The organism is Paenibacillus catalpae, from assembly GCF_900112695.1.
Lineage (GTDB): Bacteria > Bacillota > Bacilli > Paenibacillales > Paenibacillaceae > Pristimantibacillus > Pristimantibacillus catalpae.
Genome location: NZ_FOMT01000011.1, coordinates 14,387 through 38,477, shown reverse-complemented (window position 1 = coordinate 38,477; position 24,091 = coordinate 14,387). Strand labels below are relative to the sequence as shown.

General features: G+C 50.3%; 22 protein-coding genes and 1 tRNA gene. 2 read left to right on the top strand and 21 right to left on the bottom strand.

Translation table 11 applies throughout. The annotated features are described in order from the left end of the window. Positions 1 to 21: 21 nt before the first annotated feature. From smpB to BM200_RS29365, 10 genes are all read right to left on the bottom strand, one after another. On the bottom strand, positions 22 to 504 hold the full coding sequence (smpB, locus tag BM200_RS29410; RefSeq protein WP_091190999.1) for an SsrA-binding protein SmpB: 483 nt from the start codon (positions 502 to 504) through the stop codon (positions 22 to 24). 173 nt (positions 505 to 677) lie between these two features. Then, positions 678 to 878, bottom strand: coding sequence for a cold-shock protein (locus BM200_RS29405; protein WP_012772186.1), 201 nt, complete (start codon positions 876 to 878; stop codon positions 678 to 680). A gap of 285 nt (positions 879 to 1,163) precedes the next feature. Then, entirely contained in the window at positions 1,164 to 3,971 is a 2,808-nt protein-coding gene (rnr, locus tag BM200_RS29400; protein WP_091190996.1) for a ribonuclease R, read from the bottom strand. 174 nt (positions 3,972 to 4,145) lie between these two features. Continuing rightward, the gene (secG, locus tag BM200_RS29395) at positions 4,146 to 4,382 is read right to left on the bottom strand and encodes a preprotein translocase subunit SecG (RefSeq protein ID WP_091190992.1); all 237 of its coding nucleotides are present in this window, start codon (positions 4,380 to 4,382) and stop codon (positions 4,146 to 4,148) included. Positions 4,383 to 4,662: 280 nt separating this feature from the next. Next, a complete protein-coding gene (gene eno, locus BM200_RS29390; RefSeq protein WP_091190991.1) occupies positions 4,663 to 5,955 on the bottom strand; it encodes a phosphopyruvate hydratase in 1,293 nt (430 codons plus the stop codon). Positions 5,956 to 6,040: 85 nt separating this feature from the next. Then, positions 6,041 to 7,576 carry a 2,3-bisphosphoglycerate-independent phosphoglycerate mutase gene (gene gpmI, locus BM200_RS29385; protein ID WP_091190989.1) on the bottom strand — a complete coding sequence of 512 codons (1,536 nt, stop codon included), beginning with the start codon at positions 7,574 to 7,576 and terminating at the stop codon, positions 6,041 to 6,043. A 1-nt stretch (position 7,577) separates the two neighbouring features. After that, a complete protein-coding gene (gene tpiA / locus BM200_RS29380; protein ID WP_091190987.1) occupies positions 7,578 to 8,333 on the bottom strand; it encodes a triose-phosphate isomerase in 756 nt (251 codons plus the stop codon). A 27-nt stretch (positions 8,334 to 8,360) separates the two neighbouring features. Continuing rightward, positions 8,361 to 9,542, bottom strand: a complete 1,182-nt coding sequence (locus tag BM200_RS29375) for a phosphoglycerate kinase (protein ID WP_091190984.1) — start codon at positions 9,540 to 9,542, stop codon at positions 8,361 to 8,363. 170 nt (positions 9,543 to 9,712) lie between these two features. After that, positions 9,713 to 10,717 carry a type I glyceraldehyde-3-phosphate dehydrogenase gene (gene gap, locus BM200_RS29370; protein WP_091190982.1) on the bottom strand — a complete coding sequence of 335 codons (1,005 nt, stop codon included), beginning with the start codon at positions 10,715 to 10,717 and terminating at the stop codon, positions 9,713 to 9,715. A gap of 79 nt (positions 10,718 to 10,796) precedes the next feature. Further along, the gene (locus BM200_RS29365; protein WP_091190980.1) at positions 10,797 to 11,843 is read right to left on the bottom strand and encodes a sugar-binding transcriptional regulator; all 1,047 of its coding nucleotides are present in this window, start codon (positions 11,841 to 11,843) and stop codon (positions 10,797 to 10,799) included. A 245-nt stretch (positions 11,844 to 12,088) separates the two neighbouring features. Between BM200_RS29365 and BM200_RS29360 the strand changes: the two genes are divergently transcribed. Next, positions 12,089 to 12,163, top strand: a tRNA-Arg gene (locus tag BM200_RS29360). A gap of 190 nt (positions 12,164 to 12,353) precedes the next feature. Further along, positions 12,354 to 12,935 carry an ATP-dependent Clp endopeptidase proteolytic subunit ClpP gene (clpP, locus tag BM200_RS29355; protein ID WP_175533080.1) on the top strand — a complete coding sequence of 194 codons (582 nt, stop codon included), beginning with the start codon at positions 12,354 to 12,356 and terminating at the stop codon, positions 12,933 to 12,935. 69 nt (positions 12,936 to 13,004) lie between these two features. Here the strand turns inward: clpP and BM200_RS29350 are convergent, their stop codons facing one another. The 11 genes from BM200_RS29350 to hisF all read right to left on the bottom strand — a co-directional run bounded on the left by BM200_RS29350 (position 13,005) and on the right by hisF (position 24,067). Further along, positions 13,005 to 13,274, bottom strand: coding sequence for an HPr family phosphocarrier protein (locus BM200_RS29350; protein ID WP_012772176.1), 270 nt, complete (start codon positions 13,272 to 13,274; stop codon positions 13,005 to 13,007). Positions 13,275 to 13,507: 233 nt separating this feature from the next. Further along, on the bottom strand, positions 13,508 to 14,437 hold the full coding sequence (gene whiA, locus BM200_RS29345) for a DNA-binding protein WhiA (protein ID WP_091190976.1): 930 nt from the start codon (positions 14,435 to 14,437) through the stop codon (positions 13,508 to 13,510). 7 nt (positions 14,438 to 14,444) lie between these two features. After that, complete coding sequence (locus BM200_RS29340; protein WP_091190974.1) at positions 14,445 to 15,431, bottom strand: gluconeogenesis factor YvcK family protein; 987 nt, start codon at positions 15,429 to 15,431, stop codon at positions 14,445 to 14,447. Between the two features lie 12 nt (positions 15,432 to 15,443). Beyond that, positions 15,444 to 16,328 (bottom strand): RNase adapter RapZ, encoded by an 885-nt coding sequence (rapZ, locus tag BM200_RS29335; RefSeq protein ID WP_175533076.1) that lies wholly within the window; start codon positions 16,326 to 16,328, stop codon positions 15,444 to 15,446. 44 nt (positions 16,329 to 16,372) lie between these two features. After that, positions 16,373 to 17,323: an ROK family glucokinase gene (locus BM200_RS29330; RefSeq protein WP_091190971.1), complete on the bottom strand. Its 951-nt coding sequence runs from the start codon at positions 17,321 to 17,323 to the stop codon at positions 16,373 to 16,375. Between the two features lie 166 nt (positions 17,324 to 17,489). Next, on the bottom strand, positions 17,490 to 18,419 hold the full coding sequence (gene trxB / locus BM200_RS29325; protein WP_091190968.1) for a thioredoxin-disulfide reductase: 930 nt from the start codon (positions 18,417 to 18,419) through the stop codon (positions 17,490 to 17,492). 384 nt (positions 18,420 to 18,803) lie between these two features. Beyond that, positions 18,804 to 20,549, bottom strand: a complete 1,746-nt coding sequence (locus BM200_RS29320) for a HEAT repeat domain-containing protein (RefSeq protein WP_091190965.1) — start codon at positions 20,547 to 20,549, stop codon at positions 18,804 to 18,806. A 134-nt stretch (positions 20,550 to 20,683) separates the two neighbouring features. Further along, positions 20,684 to 21,637, bottom strand: coding sequence for a ribose-phosphate diphosphokinase (locus BM200_RS29315; RefSeq protein ID WP_091190963.1), 954 nt, complete (start codon positions 21,635 to 21,637; stop codon positions 20,684 to 20,686). 142 nt (positions 21,638 to 21,779) lie between these two features. Further along, on the bottom strand, positions 21,780 to 22,586 hold the full coding sequence (gene hisJ / locus BM200_RS29310; RefSeq protein ID WP_091191020.1) for a histidinol-phosphatase HisJ: 807 nt from the start codon (positions 22,584 to 22,586) through the stop codon (positions 21,780 to 21,782). A gap of 27 nt (positions 22,587 to 22,613) precedes the next feature. Continuing rightward, a complete protein-coding gene (gene hisIE, locus BM200_RS29305) occupies positions 22,614 to 23,312 on the bottom strand; it encodes a bifunctional phosphoribosyl-AMP cyclohydrolase/phosphoribosyl-ATP diphosphatase HisIE (protein WP_091190960.1) in 699 nt (232 codons plus the stop codon). Beyond that, positions 23,309 to 24,067: an imidazole glycerol phosphate synthase subunit HisF gene (hisF, locus tag BM200_RS29300; protein WP_091190958.1), complete on the bottom strand. Its 759-nt coding sequence runs from the start codon at positions 24,065 to 24,067 to the stop codon at positions 23,309 to 23,311. The genes hisIE and hisF overlap by 4 nt, the downstream gene beginning before the upstream one ends. Between the last annotated feature and the right edge of the window lie 24 nt (positions 24,068 to 24,091).

Below are 24,091 nucleotides of genomic sequence, written 5' to 3'. Positions count from 1 at the left end.
AGCATATGCAGCATACACCAATTATCTTGCAACCTTCTGCTTCTCGCGCAGCACACGCTGAATATCACGTTGTGCATCACGCTTCGCAGCCGTCTCGCGCTTATCATACTGCTTCTTACCTTTACCAAGGCCAATCAGCAGCTTCGCGTAACCGTTCTTCACATAAATTTTGAGCGGTACTATCGAATAACCTTCCTGCTTGGACTGACCGAGCAGTTTATGAATTTGCTGCTTATGAAGCAGAAGCTTCCGAGCGCGTGTCGGATCAGTCGGATTATGGCGGTTACCCTGTTCAAAGGGACTGATGTGCATGTTATGAATAAACATCTCGCCATTTCGAATCGTCGCAAACGCATCGCTAATATTCGCTTTCCCCATACGGAGCGCTTTAATCTCCGTGCCCATCAGCACGATTCCAGCTTCATACGTATCCTCAATGAAGTAATCATGGGAAGCTTTTTTGTTTTGAGCGAGTTGTTTGCCGTCATTTCTCTTAGCACCCACAGCGATTCACCTCATCTTCGTTTACGCCGTTCCGGTATCAGAATGCGTTATTAGGAATTCATTGTAACAACTTTATAAGTCTAAATCAAGAGAGCCTTCCGCGGAAATACATCGCTTACATAAAACAAAAAACCGCCCCATTAAGGGCGGTCTTCGTTCGTTAAATTAAGCTATTACAGCTTAACAACGTTCTCAGCTTGTGGTCCGCGGTTGCCTTGAACAACGTTGAACTCAACGCGTTGGCCTTCTTCAAGAGTTTTGAAGCCTTCGCCAACGATTGCGGAGAAGTGTACGAATACGTCATTGCCGCCTTCAACTTCGATGAAGCCGAAACCTTTCTCAGCGTTGAACCATTTAACAGTACCTTGTTGCATGTGTATTACCTCCAAAAATGTATTAATATGCGCCTATTTCGTTACGAAACAAAAAATTCACACATTGAAAAAGGTCCATGACTTAAATGACACCCTTTTCAATATGTGAATTCAGGTTCATATCATCAATTGCTTTGAGTGTACTATACCCAAAATCAAAATGCAAGCGACAAGCTTAAATATTATTTTCCAAGCTTATCCTAATAAACGGTGCTGCTTTCCGCAGACCGCGCCGTATCAGGCAGCACCGTATTTTCAGGTTATAGAACGAATTATGTTAAATATTTATTTACGTTTCTTGCGAACGAATGCTGCGGTTGCGTTGCCGTTTCCTCCACCACTACCGCCGCCTTTTCTTTTCCTCTTCTTACTTTTCCCTTCTTCGCCGGGATTATTCACACCACCTGAAGAATTTGCATCACTGCGGCGCTGGCCGCCACCACTGCGGTTGCCACTGCGGCCTCCGCGGCTGCGGTTGCCGTCAATCGATTTGCCTTGATCCGGATCTTCGCCCGTATCGGCATCTCTGCCGCGGCTGCCGCTAATCGGCAGCCCCCACATATCCGTGCGCGATCTTGCGCCGCGCACTTGCTCGATCGGCTTCGCCGGATCTTGCCAAGGCGATTGCTCCGCCGCGCCTTCGGCTGCGCGGCTCGCGCCTTCCCCCGCTCCGCGGTCAGCGCCTTCGCGCTTCCGCTTCGCACCGCCGGCTTCGCCGGCCGGAACGCGCCCGGCTTTGCCTCCGCCGCGGGAACCACCTTGCCCGCCGTTTCGCTCGGCACGCCCGTCTCCACCGCCGCGGCTTTCTTTGCCGCGGCCCGTCTTCCCGCCGCGTCCAACTACCGCTTCGCGTTCGCCGCTTCGGCCAAAGCCGCTGCGCTTGCGACCGCCGCTGCGCCCAGCGCCAAAGCCTGCATCCGCGACACCTTTGAAATCACTTCTCGGCTTCATATCAACCATTTCGAAATCAATCGTATGGTCATCCATGTTCACCCGCGAGACGCGGATTTTCACTTCATCACCAATACGGTATACCTTCGAGGTACGCTCACCGATGAGCACCATGTGCAGCTCGTGGAAGTGGTAATAGTCATCCGTCAAATCGCTTAGACGAATCAGACCCTCTACTGTATTGCTCAACTCGACAAACATGCCGAAGCTTGTCACGCTGCTAATAATACCGTCGAATTCCTCACCGACTTTATCCAGCATATATTCGCATTTTTTGAGCTTATCCGTATCCCGCTCTGCATCAACCGCCACACGCTCGCGTTCCGACGAATGCTGGGCAATGTCCGGCATCCGGGCAGCAAGTGCTTCCGTTCTTGCTTCGGGAAGCGCGCCGCCATTTTCGAGCACTTCGCGGATAACCCGATGGATAACAAGATCCGGGTAGCGCCGGATTGGCGACGTGAAGTGAGAGTAGAATTCCGCCGCTAGGCCAAAGTGACCAAGGCTCTCCGCATCGTATTTCGCCTGCTTCATCGAACGAAGCATCACCGTCGAGATAACCGTTTCTTCTTTCGAGCCGCGAATTTCTTCGAGCAGCGTCTGCAGCGCACGCGGATGAACGGAATTGCCCTTGCCTTTCACCACGTAACCGAAGTTCGAAGCGAACTGCATGAAGTGGAGCAGCTTTTCCTGATCCGGATCCTCGTGAATCCGGTACAGGAACGGCACGCGCAGCCAGTGGAAATGCTCCGCAACCGTCTCATTGGCTGCAAGCATAAACTCCTCGATGATCTGCTCGGCAACGGAACGCTCACGCTTCACGATATCAACGGCTTTGCCTTGCTCGTCCACAATGACCTTCGACTCCTGGAAGTCAAAATCAATCGCGCCGCGCTTCATCCGTTTATTGCGAAGCTTCATCGCCAGCTCTTCCATTAATGTGAACATATCAAGGAGGTCGGCATAACGTTCCTTCAATTCCGTCTCGGGCTCTTCTTCGGTTGCAGTCAAAATTTTACGCACATTCGTGTAGGTCATACGTTCTTTCGTCCGGATGACGCTCGTAAACACATCATGGCGCACACGCTTCAGCTTCGAATCAAATTCCATCTCGCAAGAAAGCGTCAAGCGGTCAACCTGAGGATTAAGCGAACAAATTCCGTTCGACAGCCGGTGCGGCAGCATCGGAATAACCCGGTCAACGAGATACACGCTGCATCCGCGGCGGAAAGCTTCCTGATCCAGCTCCGAGCGCTCTCTTACGTAATAACCGACATCGGCAATATGGACACCAAGCAAATAGTTGCCGTTCTCGAGCCGTTTCACATGTACGGCATCATCAAGGTCTTTCGCATCTTCGCCGTCAATGGTTACAATCACTTCTCCGCGAAGGTCGCGGCGGCCCTGTTCAATAATCTCTTCATCGCTGATCGAATCGGGGGCTGCTTCCGCTTCTGCCATCACTTCGTCCGAGAAGCCTTCAGGCAGCTGATGCTTGCGGATAATAGACAGGATGTCGATGCCCGGATCATTCTTATGCCCCAATATTTCGACAATTTCACCTTGCGCTGCAGAACGTCCTTCCGGGTAGGAAGTAATCTTCACTACAACCTTCTGTCCGGTTACCGCGCCTTGAAATTCGCCCTTCGGAATAAAAATATCCCGGTTAATCCTTTTGTCATCCGGAACAACGAAGCCAAAGGCTTCATGACTTTCGAACGTGCCGACCACTTGTGTAACAGCTCGCTGCACAATGCGAACAACTTCGCCTTCCATCCGGCCGCCGCCTTCGCTTTGCGAAGTAATGCGTACCAGCGCGATATCACCGTTCATCGCGCTCTTCTGATCGTTTGCATGTATGTAAACATCAGGATGATCCTTCTCATCCGGCAGCAAAAAGGCGAAGCCCTTTGCGTGCGCCTGGATTTTACCTCTCAGCAGGTTCATTCGCTCCGGAACGCCATAGCGTTCATTGCGCGTCCGAATGACTTTGCCCTCGTCCTCGAGCTGATTAAGCATCTTTAGAAATTCCTTAAATTCAGCTGCATCGCTAATACCGAAATGCTGCTCCAGCTCCTGATAAGTCATCGGCTTATAAGCCGTTTCCCGCATAAAATCAAGCAGTTCCTGCTCTTGCATCATAAGTTTCCTTGTCACCTCATACACCGGAGGCTTTCCCTACCGCCATCCAGCTACCGGTTGATAGATTATCATATATGGTTTAGTATACACGAATTTAATCCCGAACATCCGTAATTCCCCCGAAAAAACAAAAAACGGAGGTATCCCTCCGTTTTCGAGTACGAATCATAATCATTAAACTTTAACAACGTATGCTACAACAAGAGCCAGAATAAAGAAGCCACTTGCCAGCCCTACAGTCAAACGCTGAAGGAACAAGTCCAGACCGCGAGCTTTCTGCTTGCCGAACAAATGCTCAGCACCGCCAGTGATCGCACCAGACAAACCAGCGCTTTTCCCTTTTTGAAGCAATACGACCAAGATCAAGCCAACTGCGAAAATAACGAGCAAAATCTTCCAAAAGATTTCCATTTGATCCACCTCCAGCATAGGAGCTCCGTAAAACACATAAATTTATTTTATCATAGGCGGACAAGTAATTCAATAGTTTCAAAATTCTCTACAATTTCCTTCATTTAGCAAGATGGAACAGCTTTCGCCGTTAATGGTGGCGGAGCACACGGTTGATTCCCGAGTAAATTAAAAAAGGCATCCCCTCACCGGGATGCCTTTTACGTTTATCAATCTCTCTCCGGCATGAAATGTACTCCGCCTTCAAACGGTGGCAGCCATTTCACCTTGGAAGAAGAAATTACTTGAAGTTTTTCAGGTTGTAGAATGCCGATTTGCCTGCATATTGAGCAACCGAACCCAGTTGATCTTCAATGCGGAGCAATTGATTGTATTTCGCTACGCGGTCCGTACGGGACGGAGCGCCAGTTTTGATTTGGCCAGCGTTTGTAGCAACTGCGATGTCAGCAATTGTGCTGTCTTCGCTTTCGCCGGAACGGTGGGAGATAACGGCTGTGTAACCAGCGCGTTTCGCCATTTCGATCGCGTCGAATGTTTCAGTAAGCGAGCCGATTTGGTTAACTTTAACGAGGATGGAGTTACCCACGCCTTTTTCAATGCCGTCGGACAGACGCTCAGTGTTTGTAACGAACAGGTCGTCGCCAACGAGTTGAACTTTGCCGCCGAGTTTGTCAGTGAGCAATTTCCAACCTTCCCAGTCGTCTTCGGAGCAGCCGTCTTCGATTGTGATGATCGGGTACTTCTCAACCCACGAAGCAAGCAGGTCAACGAATTCGGAGGAAGTGAAGGATTTGCCTTCGCCTTCGAGGTGGTATTTGCCGTCTTTGTAGAACTCAGTGGAAGCTACGTCCATGCCGAGGAATACGTCAACGCCCGGTTTGTAGCCGGCACGCTCGATTGCGGAAATGATTGTAGTGATTGCTTCTTCGTTGGAACCCAGGTTAGGAGCAAAGCCGCCTTCGTCGCCTACTGCCGTGTTGAGGCCTTTGTCTTTCAGAACCGATTTCAGGTTGTGGAAGATTTCAGCGCCGATGCGAAGAGCTTCTTTGAATGTAGGTGCGCCAACTGGCAGAACCATGAACTCTTGAACGTCAACGTTGTTGTCAGCATGCTCGCCGCCGTTGATGATGTTCATCATTGGAACTGGCAGAGTTTTTGCATTGAAGCCGCCAAGGTATGTGTACAAAGGCACGTTCAGTGCGTCAGCCGCAGCGCGTGCAACAGCCATCGAAACAGCCAGGATTGCGTTAGCGCCCAGTTTTGCTTTGTTAGGAGTACCGTCAAGCTCGATCATTTTGCGGTCGATTGCCACTTGGTCAAGTGCGTCAAGACCGATGATTTCAGGAGCGATAATCGCGTTTACGTTCTCAACCGCTTTTTCTACGCCTTTGCCCAGGTAACGGCCTTTGTCGCCGTCACGAAGCTCAACAGCCTCGTAAGCGCCAGTGGATGCGCCGGATGGTACGATTGCACGGCCTTTGCCGCCGGACTCCAGGGATACTTCTACTTCTACAGTTGGATTCCCGCGGGAATCCAGCACTTCGCGTGCGTACACGTCAACGATAATAGACATTTAAGTAACACTCCTTAAATTTTAGTTTTAGTCATTTATAGGGTTGAAGCATGGAAAACAAGCTGTATTGATTCTACCTTGAAACTTACTTCTGAATCAATGTTGTACCTGTCATTTCGGCCGGCTTAGCCAGTTCTAACAAATCAAGAACAGTTGGAGCAAGGTCAGCCAGGATGCCGCCTTCGCGAAGCTCGGCGCCTGCACGGGTTACGATGCATGGAACAGGGTTTGTTGTATGCGCCGTGAAGGGACGGCCGTTCTCGTCGAATACCATGTCTGCGTTGCCGTGGTCAGCCGTAATGATCGCTACACCGCCTTTTGCAAGGACAGCCTCTACCACTTGGCCAAGACATTCGTCAGTTGCTTCTACCGCTTTGATTGTCGGCTCCAGCATGCCGGAGTGACCTACCATATCGGGGTTCGCAAAGTTAAGAATGATCGCATCATGTTTATCGGCTTCGATCTCTCTCACCGCTGCTGCCGCAACTTCGTATGCGCTCATTTCTGGCTGCAAGTCATAAGTTGCGACTTTCGGTGAGCTGATCAGAACGCGTGTCTCGCCCGGAAGCTCAACATCGCGGCCGCCGCTGAAGAAGAACGTAACATGCGGATATTTCTCAGTTTCCGCAATGCGCAGTTGTTTTTTATTGTTTTGAACAAGCACTTCACCCAGCGTGTTATCCAGGTTCTTTGGCGAGTAAGCCACATAACCGCCAATTGTCTCGCTGAACAGCGTCAGGCAGACAAAATGCAGGTTCTTAGGAGGATGCTCACCGCGGTCGAAGCCACGGAAATCTTCGTTCGTGAATACTTGGCCAAGCTGAATCGCACGGTCAGGACGGAAGTTGTAGAAGACAATCGAATCTTCCGATTCAACCAAACCTACCGGCTCTTCATTCTCGCCTACGATAACCGTTGGCATAACGAATTCATCATAAACGGATTTTTCATAGGATTCAACAACAGCCTTGATTGGATCCGTATATTTAGGGCCTTCGCCATAGACCATAGCGCGGTACGACTTCTCCGTACGCTCCCAGCGCTTGTCGCGGTCCATTGCATAGTAACGGCCTTGAACCGTTGCAATTTGACCAACCCCTACTTCTTCAATCTTCGCCTGCAATTGTTCCAGGTAACCCTTCGCGCTGTCTGGAGCAACGTCGCGGCCGTCAAGGAAGGCGTGAATAAATACTTCATTCAGATCTTCTTTCTTAGCCAGTTCCAGCAAGGCAAACAGGTGAGCGATGTGGCTGTGTACGCCGCCATCGGACAGAAGGCCGTACAGATGAAGCTTCTTGCCGTTCGATTTCGCATGACGAACTGCCCCAAGAAGCGTTTCATTGTCAAAGAACTCGCCGTCACGGATCGACTTCGAGATCCGGGTCAGGTCCTGGTAAACGATACGGCCAGCGCCGATGTTCAGGTGACCAACCTCGGAGTTGCCCATTTGGCCGTCCGGCAAGCCTACTGCTTCACCGGAAGCAGTCAGGGTTGTGTGCGGATAAGTCGACCAGTAACGGTCATAGTTTGGCTTTTTCGCTTGAGCAACTGCGTTGCCCGTTACATCGTCGCGAAGGCCAAAACCATCAAGAATAATAAGTGCAACTGGTTTCGGAGCCATCTTACTTGGCCCCCTCAACTAGTGCAATATAGGAAGCCGGTTCAAGCGATGCACCGCCGACAAGGGCGCCGTCGATGTCTGCTTGTCCCATGTATTCTGCTACATTGTTAGGTTTTACGCTGCCGCCGTATTGGATACGAACGGCATCAGCTGTCGCTGCATCGTACAGATCAGTTACTACGCTGCGGATGTAGCCGATAACGTCTTGTGCGTCTTCGGAAGTCGAGGATTTGCCAGTGCCGATCGCCCAGATAGGCTCGTAAGCGATAACCACTTCAGCAGCCTGCGCAGCCGAAAGGCCTTGGAAAGCCGCTTCTGTTTGCACTTTACAAACATCTTTCGTTTGGTTTGCCTCGCGCTCTTCAAGCTTCTCGCCTACGCAAACGATTGGCGTGATGCCATGTTTGAATGCCGCATGCATTTTTTTGTTGACGATTTCGTCTGTCTCCGCAAAGTAAGCACGGCGCTCGGAATGTCCGATAATCGCATATTTAACGCCAAGATCCTTCAGCATAACGCCGCTGATCTCGCCTGTGAAAGCACCGTTATCCTCGAAGTGCAGGTTTTGCGCGCCGATTGCAATCGACGTGCCTTTTGCTGCTTCTATAAGAGCTGGAAGCGTCGTGTAAGGAGCGCAGATAACGCTCTCTACGCCAGCAACTTCAGCTTTGCCTTTTACTTCGGAGAAGAACGATACAGCTTCGGAAACAGTTTTGAACATTTTCCAGTTTCCAGCAATGATTGGAGTTCTGCTCATCTTTAGTCCCTCTTTTCTATCAGTTTCTTATTTATCGTTAAGAGCCACAACGCCTGGGAGTGCTTTGCCTTCCATGAACTCCAGGGAAGCGCCGCCGCCAGTCGAAATGTGATCCATTTTGTCTGCAAGGCCGAATTTCTCAGCTGCTGCTGCGGAATCGCCGCCGCCAATTACGGTGTAACCCTCAGTAGTTGCACATGCTTCAGCAACTGCTTTAGTACCATGGGAGAAAGGCTCGATTTCGAATACGCCCATTGGCCCGTTCCATACAACCAGCTTCGAGTTTTTAATTACGTCAGCATAGATTTCACGCGTTTTTGGACCGATGTCGATACCTTCCCAATCAGCAGGGATGCCGTCAACGTCAACGATTTTTGTGTTCGCGTTTTTGCTGAACTCGTCAGTAACTACGATATCTACCGGAATGTAGAAGTTTTTGCCGAGCGTTTTCGCTTTTTCGATAAACTCAAGAGCCAGATCCAGCTTGGAGTTATCAACGAGCGATTGGCCGATTTCATGGCCTTGTGCTTTGAAGAAGGTGTAAGACAAACCGCCGCCGATGATGATGTTGTCAGCGATCTCGATCATTTTGTTGATAACGTCGATCTTGTCTTTCACTTTCGAACCGCCTACGATTGCTGTGAAAGGACGCTCAGGATTGTTCAGCGCTCTGCCGAGAACATCCAGCTCTTTCTCCATCAGAAGACCGGATACTGCAGGCAGGTAGTGAGCGATGCCTTCTGTCGAAGCGTGTGCACGGTGTGCAGCGCCAAATGCATCGTTGACGTACAGGTCAGCCAGCTCAGCGAATTGTTTCGCCAGTTCCGGATCATTTTTCTCTTCGCCAGCGTGGAAACGAACGTTCTCAAGCAGCAATACGTCGCCGTTGTTCAAAGCGTTTACTTGTGCTTTTACTTCTTCCCCAACCGAATCGTTAGCTTTCACTACCGGTTTGCCCAGAAGCTCGGAGAGACGAGCGGCAGAAGCCGTGTGGCGCAGTTCTTCAACTACTTCACCATTTGGACGGCCCAGGTGGCTCGCGAGAATAACTTTAGCGCCTTTTTCGATCAAGAAGTTGATTGTTGGCAGCGTTTCGCGAATCCGTTTGTCATCCGTAATTTTGCCTTCTTCCAATGGCACGTTGAAATCGACGCGTACAAATACGCGTTTGCCTGCTACTTCTACGTCACGAACACTTTTCTTATTCATTGGTGTTGCCTCCCTGATTATGAAGTTGACAGCATACAAAAAAAGACGCCCCTTCTCGCAGGAAGGAACGCCTTCGCCTTAAATTCCACCCAAGTGGAGCCGCAGACTAAGCGTATCCCGGGGCATTAACCCCGGGACCTCCATGCCATTGTGGGGAATGCTAGATTATCTTACAGACCTTTAGATGCAACAAATGCTGCGAGGTCAACTACACGGTTCGAGTAGCCCCACTCGTTGTCGTACCAAGAGATAACTTTAACCATGTTGCCTTCTACTACCATAGTCGACAGAGCGTCGATTGTAGAGGAAGCTGGATCGGAGTTGTAGTCGCTCGATACCAATGGCAGTTCGTTGTAGTTCAGAATGCCTTTAAGAGCGCCTTCGGAAGCTTCTTTCAGAGCTGCGTTTACTTCTTCAACTGTTACGTTAACTTTCAGTTCAGCAACCAGGTCAGTTACAGAAACGTTAGGCGTAGGAACGCGCATAGCCATGCCGTTCAGTTTGCCTTTCAGTTCTGGCAGAACCAGGGATACTGCTTTAGCAGCGCCAGTCGACGAAGGAATGATGTTCTCAGCAGCTGCGCGAGCACGGCGCAGGTCTTTATGAGGAACGTCCAGAACGGATTGGTCGTTAGTGTACGAGTGAATTGTAGTCATCATACCTTTTACGATACCGAATTTGTCGTTCAATACTTTTGCAAATGGTGCCAGACAGTTCGTTGTGCAAGAAGCGTTCGAGATAACTGTGTGCGATGCAGCATCGTACTTGTCTTCGTTAACGCCCATAACGATAGTGATGTCTTCGTTAGTTGCCGGAGCGGAGATGATAACTTTTTTAGCGCCGCCTTTAAGGTGAAGCTCAGCTTTTTCTTTAGCTGTGAAGATACCAGTCGATTCAACAACGATTTCAGCGCCTACGGAGCCCCATGCCAGGTTCTCAGGGTTACGCTCAGCAAATACTTTGATTTCTTTGCCGTTAACAACGATTGCGCCTTCTTTAGCTTCAACTGTAGCATCAAGAGTGCCATGAGTTGTATCATATTTCAGCAGGTGAGCCAGAGTGCTAGTGTCAGTCAGGTCGTTCACCGCTACTACTTCTACATTAGGGTTGTTCAGCGCTGCGCGGAACACGTTACGGCCGATACGGCCAAATCCGTTAATACCAATTTTAACCATTTTAAATTCCTCCTAAGCTTTTTTAAATGACTATGGTATATATTTCAAAACGGTCTGCAGCAAGACTTGCCGCAAATCGTTAAGATAACGATTGCTGCTGTGCGTCGATGATCGCGGATATTTCCAGGGCAGCCGCTTCATCCGTAATAAGTACATCATCATGCCCAAATTTCATTATGGCCGCTATAGCTTCGCCTTTACTATTGCCGCCTGCGACACCAATAACAACTTCAGTCTTCACAATATCTTCGAGTCGTAATCCTACGGTCTGCATTTTGTGAACTACTTCGCCGTTACGATCGAAATAAAAGCCAAAAGCTTCTGCCAATGCCCCATCCGCCGCCATCGCCGACACCAATTCGGGATTCAGCTTTCTGCGCCGGGCCATCACCATAGCGTCCCCGATCCCGTGTACAACAATTCGGGCGCTTCGGACAACCTCGACTATATCGCGGATATTCGGTTCTTGCATCATGGAGGCGTAAGCTTCATCGCCAAGATGATCCGGTACATGCAGCATCCGGTAATTGGCGCCTGTACGCTTTGCCATCGTAGATGCAATGGTATTGGCCTGATAATCAAGACTTTCACCAAGTCCGCCTCTTGCCGGTACGAACCAATTGTTCTTCAGCGGCGTTGCCGAAGTTAACTGATTGGCTACCTGAGCGATTGTAGTACCGCCGGTTACCGCAACGACATCACTTGGCTCCATGACTTTCTGAAGCACCTGGCAAGCCGCTCTTCCGAGCTCTCGCTTCGATTGCTCTGACTCCTCGGAATCGCCTGCAACAACAACTACCTGCGATAAACCGAAGTGACTCCTGATCTTCTCTTCCAGATCGGACAAGCCGAATAACGTCTTGTAGAAGGGCTCCAATTGTTCAAGCAGTTGCTTTCCTGATTCGCTGATCCGCATTCCCGCCGTATGAATCTCAAGCAGTCCTTGCGATTTCAGAAAATCCGTCTCCGCCCTCAGCACCCGTTCCGTCATCCCTAAGGAATTCGCGAGTGTCCGCCGGCCGATCAGATCAGACAACATGACTTGGCGCAATATCGAATAACGCTTCTTCATTACGTCAAGCAAATCTGGGAGAAGCTGCTGTTGCAGCTCAATAATGTGGCGCATCCTCTACTTTTCACTCCACCCGTCATAGGCGTAATGGGCTTTCAGGGGATGGACGTTAAACGTCCCGCATACTCACTTTAAGTCCCACCTTTATTTTAACTAAAAACAATTCACATGGCAAGTAAGCAATCGTTCATGTAAGCGTTTGTATTCACGATTTGATCAAATTTATTTTTCTCATCTATCTTGCTTTCTAGAAGTGAATCGCGTATACTAAGTTTTGCTGTTGCTTGACACTGTATTATGCGCCCGTGGTCCAATGGATATGACGTAGGCCTCCGGAGCCTGAGATCTAGGTTCGATTCCTAGCGGGCGCGCCATTCAAATTCACATTATCGCCTATACATAAACATTAACCGCCCTCCTCAGGAGGGCGGTTTTTAGTTTTACTTCATATTTAGGTTTTAGAAAAACCGAGTTTGACTTTCTTTGACTTTTGATTTGCAATCCGCTATGATGAGATTATTGCAGTACCATCTTTTTTATTTTGAGGAGGGGACTTGGTTGGATATGAATTTCGTTCCTATGGTTATTGAACAGAGCAATCGCGGAGAACGCGCTTATGACATTTACTCCCGTCTTCTGAAGGATCGCATCATCTTCCTCGGGTCAGGCGTAAATGACGTAGTGGCCAACTCCATTATCGCCCAATTGCTGTTCCTTGCAGCAGATGATCCCGAAAAAGATATTTCTCTCTACATTAACAGCCCTGGCGGTTCCATTACAGCAGGCATGGCTATCTATGATACGATGCAATACATTAAACCCGATGTTTCGACGATTTGCGTAGGCATGGCTGCATCGATGGGCGCTTTCCTGCTCACTGCCGGTGCCAAAGGCAAACGTTACGCGCTTCCGAACAGTGAAGTGATGATCCATCAGCCGCTTGGCGGCGCTGAAGGTCAAGCAAGCGACATCGAGATCCGCGCTCGCCGCATCATTAAGATGCGCGATAAGCTGAACAACATCCTGGCTGAACGTTCCGGACAACCTTTGGAGCGCATTGAGAAGGATACCGACCGCGACTACTTCATGAGCGCAGAAGAAGCAAGAGAATATGGATTGGTCGATAAAGTTATCGAACGTATCTAATGAATAAGAAAAAGCGCCCCGGCATTCAATTGAATGCCGGGGCGCTTTTTTGTCATTTCATATAAGCTCTTATTGGTTCTCCAGCTCTTCTTTGCTGACGAGTGCGACTAAAGCGTTTACAGCCTGCTCTGCATCTGAACCCTCTGCACTGATGTGAATCTCTGTGCCCGAGCTGATCGCAAGGCTCATAATACCCATGATGGATTTTGCGTTTACTTTTTTGTCGTCTTTCTCAACAAATACTTCGGAGGAAAATTTGTTCGCTTCTTGAACGAATAATGCGGCAGGTCTTGCGTGCAAACCTGTTTTAAGACGAACGACAACCGGTAGCCTTGTCATGGTAACCATACCCCCTGTACTATAATAAGTCTGGCAATTTGCTTCATGCTCAGCCTGACATGACTAATACCTTTAAAAAATATAAGAAAGTATAAATTTTCGCTATACTGTGCTTATATTTCATCCGCGAAACGTATGCTGCCCCTCTTAAAGTCGGCCCACCTGTTTACGCTTGTATAAGACTTTTTGTTCATATTATATCATTATACCATCTGATGCACTAGGTTAAAAGTTTAGCCGTTGCGTATTTTTTCCGCAAGTTCATCAATTTTCCGCAGCCGATGGTTGACCCCTGATTTGCTGACGGTGCCTTTGAGCATTTCGCCAACTTCCTTCAGGTTCATATCGGGATGCTGTAGTCTGATTTCGGCCACTTCTCTTAACTTATCCGGGAGGTTATTTAGCCCGATTTCCTTTTGCAGCAGCTTGATATTCTCAATTTGCCGAACGGCCGCACCAATCGTTTTATTCAAATTAGCCGTTTCGCAGTTCACGATCCGGTTAACCGAGTTACGCATATCGCGCATAATCCGGACATCCTCAAATTTGAACAAAGCTTGGTGAGCGCCGATAATGTTCAGCAGCTCGATTATTTTCTCGCCCTCTTTGATGTAGAACACGAAGCCTTTCTTCCGCTCGATACATCTTGCGTTCAGATCGAACTTGTTCGCCAGGTCAACCAAGGCCGAGCAGTGTTCCTCATACATCGATGAAATTTCAAGATGATAAGATGAACCCTCGGGATTGTTGACCGAACCGCCGGCAAGGAATGCTCCCCGCAGATAGGATCTTTTGCAGCAAGGCTTCCTGATGATATCTTTATCAATACCCAAATTAAACACAAAGCCCTCAGAAACAATTCGAAGCTCACTTAGTATTTCCTGTACCCTCGTCGGAATTCTGACGATATATACATTATTTTTTTTGAGCCGCATTTTTTTACGGACGAGCAGTTCCGTATGCACTGCAAAATGTTTCTTGATCAAGGTATAAATTCGACGGGCAATTGCTGCGTTTTCGGTTGAGATGTCGAGGACGACTTTGCGGCTGGATACACTGACGGAGCCGTTCATTCGAATGAGTGCAGACAATTCAGCCCGCTCGCAGCAGGTGTCCGCCTCAATCATTGTCAGCTCTTTCTTCGTTTGCGCCGCAAATGACATCGCTTGTTCACCTCTTTCTTAACATCCAGTTTTCCACTAACTTATAAATATGATGACTAAGCCGTTCTGCGTCATGCCTCAGGAATGTCCGGTACAGCACGAGACGGTCGGAAATTACTTCATGTCCCATCCGGGTCACTTCGTCAACGTCCACCTTCACTTGAGTTGAACCCAACTCTGCATACTTTTCCGACACATCCGGAGGAATTTCTCCATCATTCACCAGCACGTAGTCAAACAGGCTATGACCGATATGGTCTTGAACCGCTCTCAGGTGGTCGCTGACCGAATAACCATCCGTTTCGCCTGGCTGTGTCATCACATTGCATACAAACAGCTTAACGGCAGTCGAATCCACGATCGCTTGCGCCAGCCTAGGCACGAGCAAGTTCGGTATGATGCTCGTGTATAAGCTGCCGGGACCGATCAGGATCGCATCGGCCTGCTCAATCGCCTCAATAGCCTCCGGAAGCGGCTCCACATCATCCGGTTCAACGAATACCCGTTTGATCTTCTTGCCTGCCTTCGGAATAAGCGATTCTCCGACTATAATTGTACCATCGGTCATCTCGGCCTTCAGCACTATCGCACGGCCCGCTGCAGGCAGCACACGGCCTCGTACAGCCAATACCTTGCTGAGCTCGCGGATACCCGTTACGAAATCCCCTGCAATATCCGTCATTGCGGCCAGCATAAGATTGCCCAGACTATGTCCGGCAAGTCCAGTGCCGCTGGAGAAACGGTACTGAAGTACTTCTGTTAATAATGGCTCCGCGTCCGCTAGCGCCATGATGACGTTCCGGATATCGCCCGGCGGCGGGATCTGCAGCTCATTGCGCAGAATCCCCGAGCTGCCGCCGTCATCGGCGACGGTCACGATCGCTGTAATATCGAGCGGCTTCTCCTTAAGCCCGCGCAGCATCACCGACAGGCCGGTTCCGCCCCCGATAACGACGATCTTTGGTCGCCTAATTATTTTATGCCTACTCTGCATCCTATCACCCCGTCAATGCTTATCACGGTCAGCATCGCGGTGGCTGACGCGTACCCGTTCCGTATCACTGCTGCCGAGCATGCGACCCAAATATTCCGCAATCGCAACCGAGCGGTGTTTGCCGCCCGTACACCCGATGCCGATTACAACCTGGCTCTTGCCTTCTTTATGATAAAGAGGAAGAAGAAACTGAAGCATATCGAGCAGCTTGGTCAGAAAGGCTTGCGTCTCCGGCCATTTCATCACATAATCATAAACTTCCGGATTTTGCCCGGTATTCGGGCGCAAATGATCCACATAATGAGGATTAGGCAAAAACCGCACGTCATAGATCAAATCTGCATCAATCGGAATTCCGTATTTGAAACCGAAGGAGGTCACATTCACCGAAAGGCTGTTATTCTCCAAATTGGTGAACCGGGAGATAATACGTTCCTTCAGCTGTGTCGGCTTAATGCTGCTTGTATCTATAACTTGGGAAGCCGAACCCTTCAGGTCCTCCAGCATTCTTCTCTCAAGGCGGATGCCTTCAAGCGGCATGCCTTCAGGAGCAAGCGGATGACGGCGACGGCTTTCCTTGTAACGCTGGACAAGCACTTCGTCTGTCGCATCGAGGAACAGAATTTCGCAGCTGATCGTGAAATGCTCTTTAATAAAGCTTAATGATTCCGATAAGGCAGTGAAAAATTCACGTCCCCTAAGGTCAATCACCAGGGCTACTTTGCCGATCTTGCCATTGGACTGCTCAATCAGCTCTGCAAATTTAGGGATAAGCACCGGCGGTAAATTGTCAACGCAGAAAAAGCCAAGATCCTCAAGGCTCTGTACGGCAATCGTCTTGCCCGCGCCGGACATCCCTGTAATGATAACAAGCTTTGACATCGCTCCCGTTTCCATTGCTGCACCCTCTTTCCCCATCGTAAAGCTGTACATTTTTCTTACTAGGACCGCAAAATAAGGCCTGCTGCGCCTACTACGCCGGCGTTATTGCCAAGTGTAGCTGCAACGATCTTCACGCCTTCCTGCGCCTCTTTCTGCGTATATTTCGCGAATACTTCGCGAATTTGGTCGAACAGGAAATCGCCTGCCTTCGACACGCCGCCGCCGATAATAAAGCATTCCGGATTAAGCACAACAGCCATCAAAGCCATAGACTTGCCAAGGTAATACGCCGCACGGCTGACAATACGGGCCGCTACTTCGTCGCCGGCTTTTGCAGCGTCAATAACGTCTTTTGCCATAATATTTTCAACTTGCGTCAAGGTTGTGCGGTCACCGCGTTCAACTGCGTCCTTCGCCATACGGATAATGCCCGTAGCAGAAGACACCGACTCCAGGCATCCCATTTTGCCGCAACCGCATTGGATCGCTTCCAGATCAGGCACAATGGCGATATGGCCCAGCTCGCCAGCCATACCGGCGAAGCCTTCCACGATTTTGCCGCCGATAATAATACCGCCGCCAACGCCGGTACCAAGGGTATAGCATACGCAGTTATCAATGCCTTTGCCGGCACCTGCCCATGCTTCGCCAAGCGCAGCAACGTTTGCGTCGTTATTTACAAGTACTTTAACCTGAAGCTCCTTCTCGAGGTACCCCTTCAAGTTAACATTCTCAATCTTCAAGTTGCCGGAAAACTTCACAATACCGTTCGGGATATCAAGGAAGCCGGCGATCCCTACGCCAACGCCTTCAACTTGTTCCCATTCGAACGATGATTCCGCAACGATGTTGCGCGCATACTGCGCAATATTATGAAGGATGGTGTCCGTACCTTTACTCGTTTCCGTCGGCCCTTCATAAGTGTGGAGCAAATCGCCGTCCACATTACAAATCCCAACTTTAATAGCGGTGCCGCCGACATCGACTCCAACGTAAATCTTCTCAGACATTACTAGTCCACCTCATTAATATGTTATCTACTCTGTTACCAACTATAAGCGAATGCCCAATTCCGGTCAAGATAATCGCCGTCCCAGTGTTTCCCTACAGCGGTCGGCATTTGGCACTAAAAAGCCCTCTCCAAGAGCAGGAAAGGGCTGACTCTAACCGGCCGTATTAATGCGTACCGTTACTTTCGAGGAAGCGTTCGCAGTCAAGCGCCGCCATACAGCCGCTGCCCGCTGCTGTAATCGCCTGACGGTACTTGTTGTCTTGTACGTCACCGCAAGCAAATACGCCTGGTACGTTCGTCTCAGAGCTTCCCGGCTTCACTTTGATGTAGCCATGCTCATCGGTATCGATCTGACCGTTCAGGAATTTCGTGTTTGGCGTATGGCCAATTGCAATAAAGACGCCGTCCGTTTCGATCGTTTCTTCTTCGCCCGTTGCATTGTTGCGGACTTTAAGTCCCGTAACGCCCATGCCGCCCGCTACAACCTCAACCGGCGTGCGGTTTAGGCTCCAGCTGATTTTCTCGTTCTCGCGCGCACGGTCCTGCATGATTTTTGAAGCACGAAGCTCATCACGACGGTTCACAAGCTCTACATTGGTGGCAAAACGAGTCAGGAAGTTTGCTTCTTCCATCGCGGAGTCGCCGCCGCCCACAACAACAATCTTTTTGCCCCGGAAAAAGAAGCCGTCACAAGTTGCACACGTGCTTACGCCGCGGCCGACATTGTCCTTCTCGCCTGGAATACCCAGCCATCTGGCTGATGCGCCAGTCGAAATAATGATCGTCTCCCCAACGATCTCCCCTTTTCCTTCTACTTGAAGCTTAAACGGACGCTCCGACATGTCTACGCTGTTCACCCAGCCCGTAATAAACTCCGCGCCAAAACGCTCAGCCTGCTTGCGCATGTTAGCCATGAGCTCAGGACCCATGATGCCTTCAGGGAAGCCCGGGAAGTTCTCGACTTCCGTTGTTGTTGTCAGTTGGCCGCCCGGCTCAGGTCCCTCGATAATGAGGGGCTTCATGTTCGCACGTGCCATATAGATTGCTGCTGTGAGACCGGCAGGGCCGGTACCAATAATGATGGATTTGTACATGGTTGTCCTCCTAAAAGTATGCAAGTTGCTGATTGCGTCTAAGTGCTTCTTACATCGCTGCGCGAAAATAACGTCCCTTCGATCGCTGTTGCCCCTTAGTTTCTTTATTCCACTTAACCTTTAGAGGTTGAAACTAAGGGACAAAGGCGATCGCTGCGCTTCTACAGTACATTATTTCCGCTTCGCTCACTCCGAGCACGAGCCACCATCAACATGCAGGAATTTCAAGTCGTTCAACCACTGTAAGGTGGTTGGGTAAGGAAAAGAAACAAATGACAAGTGCATCTATACTTATTATATATAAGTTTGCCCGATAAAGACAAAACGCACTTAGGGAACCATATCCTTCAGTGCGTTTTGATGACAAATCATATTGGAAAAATCCTACTCGAGATGGTCCAAGGAGAATACCGAATTGATCGATTTCATCTTCTCCTTGATTCCGCAAACCTCGTCAATTTTCTTGGCGTTCTTGCTGACTGTCGCAATGGAGATGCCATACCGCTCCGCTATTTCAGGATACGACGTCGTCCGGCGATGCATCTTGGCCGTCAAATATTCAAGCGCCGCTGCCCAGCCCTCGGGTTTGGTCAGCTTTGGTACATCCGGGTAGAGCCTCGAGAGGAACTCAACCCACAGCGTCATCAAGTCATATTGCTGGACAAGGTCGAAACGCTTGTTCACGCGGGACAATGCCGCTTCCACAACTTCCTGCCACTTGTCTTCCCACACGGGAAGGCGCGAAGGAACCCGGTTTGGCTCAATCACCGTAGCCTTGCCTTCCAGCACAGCATGCAGCGGCTCCTGCACGCCCATCGTACGGAGCACAAAGACGGCAATCCGCTTCAAGTAATCGTCTTCGTCCGCCTCAAGGAGAAGCGCGCGAAGCACATCCTTCACTTCATTATCGGCAATCATGCCAAGCGCCTGGATCACCTGCAGCTTTGTGTTCTGGTCACCATGACGGAGCGCCCAGAAGAACGACGAGCGTACGAGCGGATCACGCTTCAGATGCTCGGGAAGCCCATCCGAGGAATTTTCCCACAGTTTGAACTGCTCCTCAAACGGCAAATGGTAATGGTAACTCACCGATGCGTTCTGGTCACCGTCCTTGATAAGGGACAGCTGTTCCATGTAGTAACGCGGAATATCCGACTCCGGATCAAGCTTTGCAGCCTGCTTCCAGAGGCGCTCAGCCTCCACGTACCGGCCGATATGACACGCGGCTACTGCCGCATAATGATATAAGCAAGGATCCAGATTGAGCTCCACGTCTTTCAGTAGACGGGTGAAGTGGCGGTAAGCCGACTCATGCTCGCCCAGGATGCCCATCGTTGTTGCAAGCTTAAATACATGCTCCTGATGGAACGGCGCTGTTTTGCGCAGCAGATCAAGCAGCGGTGTAAGACTCTCCTTATCCCCCGCATGCTGATAGAAAATCCCCAGATTGCAAAGGGCATGCAAATTACCTGGCTCGAGCTCCAGTGCTTCCCGGATCGTTGCCATTGCCTTGTCGAACATACCCATATAATAATAGGCCAGCGCCAGATTGTTACGGGCCGCAAGAAACTCCGGCTGGTCCTGAATAATCTTCTCAAGAATACGGACCGCTTCCGTAAACTTGCCTTCTTCCAGCAGCTTGCGGGCCTGGTCATGCTCGACCATGCCTTCGCGCGCTTTAATGCTAGTCAGCGGCGCGGGGCGATCCAGTTCGTAATGGAGGAGCTCCATCATTTCCTCGGCTTCGTCGAGGTATTGTCCGTCCGCGTCTTCCTCCAGATAATGAACAAGCGCACCTTCTGCTGCTTCGTACATTTCCATGTTGGCAAAGTTATTGGCCATGTAGAAATGACATTCTGTCATCGTCGGATCCAGCTCATCGACAATCCATTTCAAAATCCGATTGGATTCTTCATAATTGCCCATCTCCGACATGATGCCTGCCATGTTGCAATGATTGACCGGATTTTCCGGTTCATACTCCACGGCACGCCGGAAATACTTAAGTGCCTTGTCATAGTGGTAACGATCCAACGAGCGAACTGCCCGCTCGAAAAAGAAAGTGGCGTCCCATTGTATCGGTATGATCTTGGCTGTCTGTTCTATGGCTTCACGTTTCTTCTCTTTCACCTGGCAAGGCACCTCCCGGAACTTGATTTTCTACGATTATACCATAGCAATGCCTATCCTAACACGAAAGAATATGTGGGAAAATCGCGAACGTTAGGTAAAACGCCCGCGATTTTCTGTCATTGCCTATTCGATTAAACGCCGCCGTTCGTCTTGAAGAGGGTGCTGATCGAACCGCCTTCAATGATAATGCGGGTTGCTTCCGCCAGAAGCGGAGCTACCGACAATACGGTGAACTTCTCCGGATGCTCCTCTGGTAGAGAGATCGAGTCCGTCACAATAATTTCTTTGATATGAGGATGATTCAAACGCTCAATGGCATTGCCCGAGAACAGCGGGTGAGTTGCGCATACGTAGACGTCTGCCGCTCCGCGCTCCTTCAAGCTCTCAACAACATTGACAATCGTGCTGCCTGTATCGATCAAATCCTCGATAATGATAGCGGTTTGACCCTCTACATCGCCGATTACGTGAGTAATCGAAGATTCATTATGCGCAGGGCGCTTCTTGATCATAATAGCAAACGATGTGTCCAGGTTATTTGCAAGCTTTTCTGCCGTAGATGCACGGCCAGCGTCCGGAGATACGACTACCGGGTTCTGAATGTTCTTCGACTTCAGGTAGTCACTGATCAGATCCAGCGCTGTCATGTGGTCTACCGGAATATTGAAGAAGCCTTGAATAGCTGGCGCATGAAGGTCAATCGTGATGACTCGGTTTGCGCCAACCGTAGTGAGTACGTCTGCCACCATTTTCGCGGAGATCGGCTCCCGCGGAGCTGCTTTGCGCTCTTGGCGCGCGTAGCCGTAATACGGCATGATGATGTTGATCGTTTTCGCGGATGCCCGCTTCGCTGCGTCAATCATGACGAGCAATTCGACAAAATGCTCGTTGATCGGATGCGAGAACGATTGAACGAGGAATACATCACAGTTACGAATGGTTTCTTCATAATGGACGTAAATCTCCCCACTCTTGAAACGGGACATTTTGATGGCGCCGAGTGTCAATCCCAGATCACCGGCGATCTTTTGAGCCAATGCTGGATTGGACGAACCCGAAAAAATACGCAACTTGTCGCTAAACATGATACCCTCCTGAGCGTTTTAAACCAATAATTTGACATGAATTCCTGACTTCGCTGCGAGGCAAAGCCTACAGTCAATTGCCTGACGCTTTCATACCGCGCCATGCTTGTTCCATATCATTATACATCTAATTTACCATAATTCAAAAATCGACTAGTACCAATTTTCGCCGTTCAAACGTCGCCAGCTGAGAAAAACCGACATCTTTCAACATCGCACGCGCTTGATCTAAGTATTGTCCCAGCCGCTGAGGCGAATGCGCATCCGAACCAATCGTGATCGGAATGTTCAATTGTTTGGCATATTCGAGCATTCTGCGGCTTGGAAACATCTCTTCCACCGGCATCCGAAGCCCCGATGCATTCAGCTCGATCGCCATGCCGTGGCGCCTCACCGCTTCCAGCGCGGCGTCCTCCAGATGCGTAACATCGCCACCCGGTTTGAAGCCGAACCGCTTGATGACGTCGATATGTCCGATGTAGTCGTAAAAGCCGGTTGCTGCCGCTTTCGCCACCGCGTCGTAATACTGCTCATAGACCTTCATCCGGTCCTTGCCTTCCCAGCCATGGGTTTGACGGAAGTCCGTAATGTCCCATTCTCCCAAGAAATGCACGGATCCTATCACATAATCAAACGGATAAGCGTTAATGATCGTTTCAATTTTTTCTTCTTGGCCTTCGATATAATCGCCCTCAAGACCAACTCGGATGTCAATTTGGCTTTTATATTTCTCTTTCAGAGCGAGGCATTCCTCCACATACCGCGGGAGCTCCTCCATCGGCATGGCCATCTCCGGATAATACGTTGCCGGATCCACATGAAGCAGCGGCATATGGTCAGAAAGACCGATCTGCTGAAGACCGATCTCTATCCCCTTCTGCACGTATTCCTCCAGCGAGCCGACAGCATGTCCGCAGCGGGCATGATGGGTATGATAATCGATAAACATTTGCATACCGGCCTTTCTTATAAAAAATTATTTACCTGCCTGCTCTCTTCTCATCGCATTGTTCGCAGCAGGTTTGCCGTGGCGGCCTTGCAGCTCAGCCATGACATCGTCAAGCGGCAAGCCGCGCTCGCGCAGCAGCACAAGCAGATGGAACAGCAGGTCGCTAGCTTCCGAGCGCAGCTCGTCATTATCGTTGTTTTTGGCAGCGATAATCGCTTCGGTCGCTTCTTCCCCGACTTTTTTCAATATTTTATCGAGACCTTTCTCGAACAAATACGTGGTATAAGCCCCTTCCGGACGCTCCGCATAACGCTGCGCGATTACACTCTCGAGCTCGCCGAGAATCGCAAAGCGGTTGCCCGCGGATGCACTGGCTCCAGCGTCGTCCTTATCCGCGTCCGCAACCTCAATCTCATTGAAGAAGCAGGAGTAGGCGCCTGTATGGCAGGCCGGCCCCTTCTGATCCACACGGACCAGCAGCGTGTCAGCGTCGCAGTCATACGACATGGAACGGATCTGCTGTGTATGGCCGCTGGTTGCCCCTTTATTCCACAGTTCATTGCGGGAGCGGCTCCAGAACCAGGTTACGCCCGATTCAACCGACAGCTGCAGCGACTCCTTGTTCATATAAGCAAGCATTAGCACTTCCTTGCTCTGCGCGTCCTGTACAATGGCCGGAACAAGGCCGTCCTCGCTCCACTTGATGCGCTCTGCCAATTCCGTCATCGCACTTCCACGCCTTTCTGTCTGAGATCATCCTTCACTTCGCGGATCGTCATTTCTTTGTAGTGGAAAATCGTCGCCGCAAGGCCTGCGTCCGCATGCCCTTCCGCGAAAACATCGGAGAAATGCTCAATGCGGCCCGCTCCCCCGGAAGCAATAACCGGGATACCTACGGAGTCCGATACCGCACGGGTCAGCTTCAGGTCGAAGCCGTCCTTCGTACCGTCCGCATCCATACTCGTCAGCAGAATTTCCCCTGCGCCAAGGCTTTCAATCTCGCGCGCCCATTCAAGCACTTTAATGCCGGTTTCCTTGCGGCCGCCATGGGTGAATACTTCCCACTCGCCCCATGCTTCGTTGTACTTCGCGTCAATGGCTACAACAATACATTGCGAGCCGAATTTGCGGGAACCGTCCCTGACAAGTGACGGATTCAGAACCGCCGCCGTGTTGATGGCGATTTTGTCCGCGCCTGCGCGGAGCAGACGCTTCATATCGTCGACATGGGAGATACCGCCGCCAACCGTGAACGGAATCGTAATCTCTCCGGCCGTCCGCTTCACGACTTCAATCATCGTTGCGCGTCCTTCGACCGAAGCCGAAATATCGAGGAAGACCAGCTCGTCGGCGCCCTCCTGATCGTAAGTGGACGCAAGCTCAACCGGGTCCCCCGCATCGCGCAGGTTCACGAAGTTGACTCCTTTTACAACCCGCCCGTCCTTTACGTCCAGACATGGAATAATACGTTTCGCCAGCATTTCGTGCACGCTCCCCTCTCGTTC

What these genes read in the sequence shown, in the direction of transcription:
- BM200_RS29350 (WP_012772176.1), bottom strand. Translation starts at nt 13,274, where the DNA reads ATGACAAGGCTACCGGTTGTCGTTCGTCTTAAAACAGGTTTGCACGCA.
- eno (WP_091190991.1), bottom strand. Translation starts at nt 5,955, where the DNA reads ATGTCTATTATCGTTGACGTGTACGCACGCGAAGTGCTGGATTCCCGC.
- hisJ (WP_091191020.1), bottom strand. Translation starts at nt 22,586, where the DNA reads ATGTTTATCGATTATCATACCCATCATGCCCGCTGCGGACATGCTGTC.
- hisIE (WP_091190960.1), bottom strand. Translation starts at nt 23,312, where the DNA reads ATGACGGAATTGGCAGAGCGCATCAAGTGGAGCGAGGACGGCCTTGTT.
- gpmI (WP_091190989.1), bottom strand. Translation starts at nt 7,576, where the DNA reads ATGGCTCCGAAACCAGTTGCACTTATTATTCTTGATGGTTTTGGCCTT.
- BM200_RS29315 (WP_091190963.1), bottom strand. Translation starts at nt 21,637, where the DNA reads ATGTTTAGCGACAAGTTGCGTATTTTTTCGGGTTCGTCCAATCCAGCA.
- tpiA (WP_091190987.1), bottom strand. Translation starts at nt 8,333, where the DNA reads ATGAGCAGAACTCCAATCATTGCTGGAAACTGGAAAATGTTCAAAACT.
- BM200_RS29330 (WP_091190971.1), bottom strand. Translation starts at nt 17,323, where the DNA reads ATGTCTGAGAAGATTTACGTTGGAGTCGATGTCGGCGGCACCGCTATT.
- rnr (WP_091190996.1), bottom strand. Translation starts at nt 3,971, where the DNA reads ATGATGCAAGAGCAGGAACTGCTTGATTTTATGCGGGAAACGGCTTAT.
- rapZ (WP_175533076.1), bottom strand. Translation starts at nt 16,328, where the DNA reads ATGGAAACGGGAGCGATGTCAAAGCTTGTTATCATTACAGGGATGTCC.
- BM200_RS29340 (WP_091190974.1), bottom strand. Translation starts at nt 15,431, where the DNA reads ATGCAGAGTAGGCATAAAATAATTAGGCGACCAAAGATCGTCGTTATC.
- BM200_RS29375 (WP_091190984.1), bottom strand. Translation starts at nt 9,542, where the DNA reads ATGAATAAGAAAAGTGTTCGTGACGTAGAAGTAGCAGGCAAACGCGTA.
- clpP (WP_175533080.1), top strand. Translation starts at nt 12,354, where the DNA reads ATGAATTTCGTTCCTATGGTTATTGAACAGAGCAATCGCGGAGAACGC.
- secG (WP_091190992.1), bottom strand. Translation starts at nt 4,382, where the DNA reads ATGGAAATCTTTTGGAAGATTTTGCTCGTTATTTTCGCAGTTGGCTTG.
- trxB (WP_091190968.1), bottom strand. Translation starts at nt 18,419, where the DNA reads ATGTACAAATCCATCATTATTGGTACCGGCCCTGCCGGTCTCACAGCA.
- hisF (WP_091190958.1), bottom strand. Translation starts at nt 24,067, where the DNA reads ATGCTGGCGAAACGTATTATTCCATGTCTGGACGTAAAGGACGGGCGG.
- gap (WP_091190982.1), bottom strand. Translation starts at nt 10,717, where the DNA reads ATGGTTAAAATTGGTATTAACGGATTTGGCCGTATCGGCCGTAACGTG.
- whiA (WP_091190976.1), bottom strand. Translation starts at nt 14,437, where the DNA reads ATGTCATTTGCGGCGCAAACGAAGAAAGAGCTGACAATGATTGAGGCG.
- BM200_RS29365 (WP_091190980.1), bottom strand. Translation starts at nt 11,843, where the DNA reads ATGCGCCACATTATTGAGCTGCAACAGCAGCTTCTCCCAGATTTGCTT.
- BM200_RS29405 (WP_012772186.1), bottom strand. Translation starts at nt 878, where the DNA reads ATGCAACAAGGTACTGTTAAATGGTTCAACGCTGAGAAAGGTTTCGGC.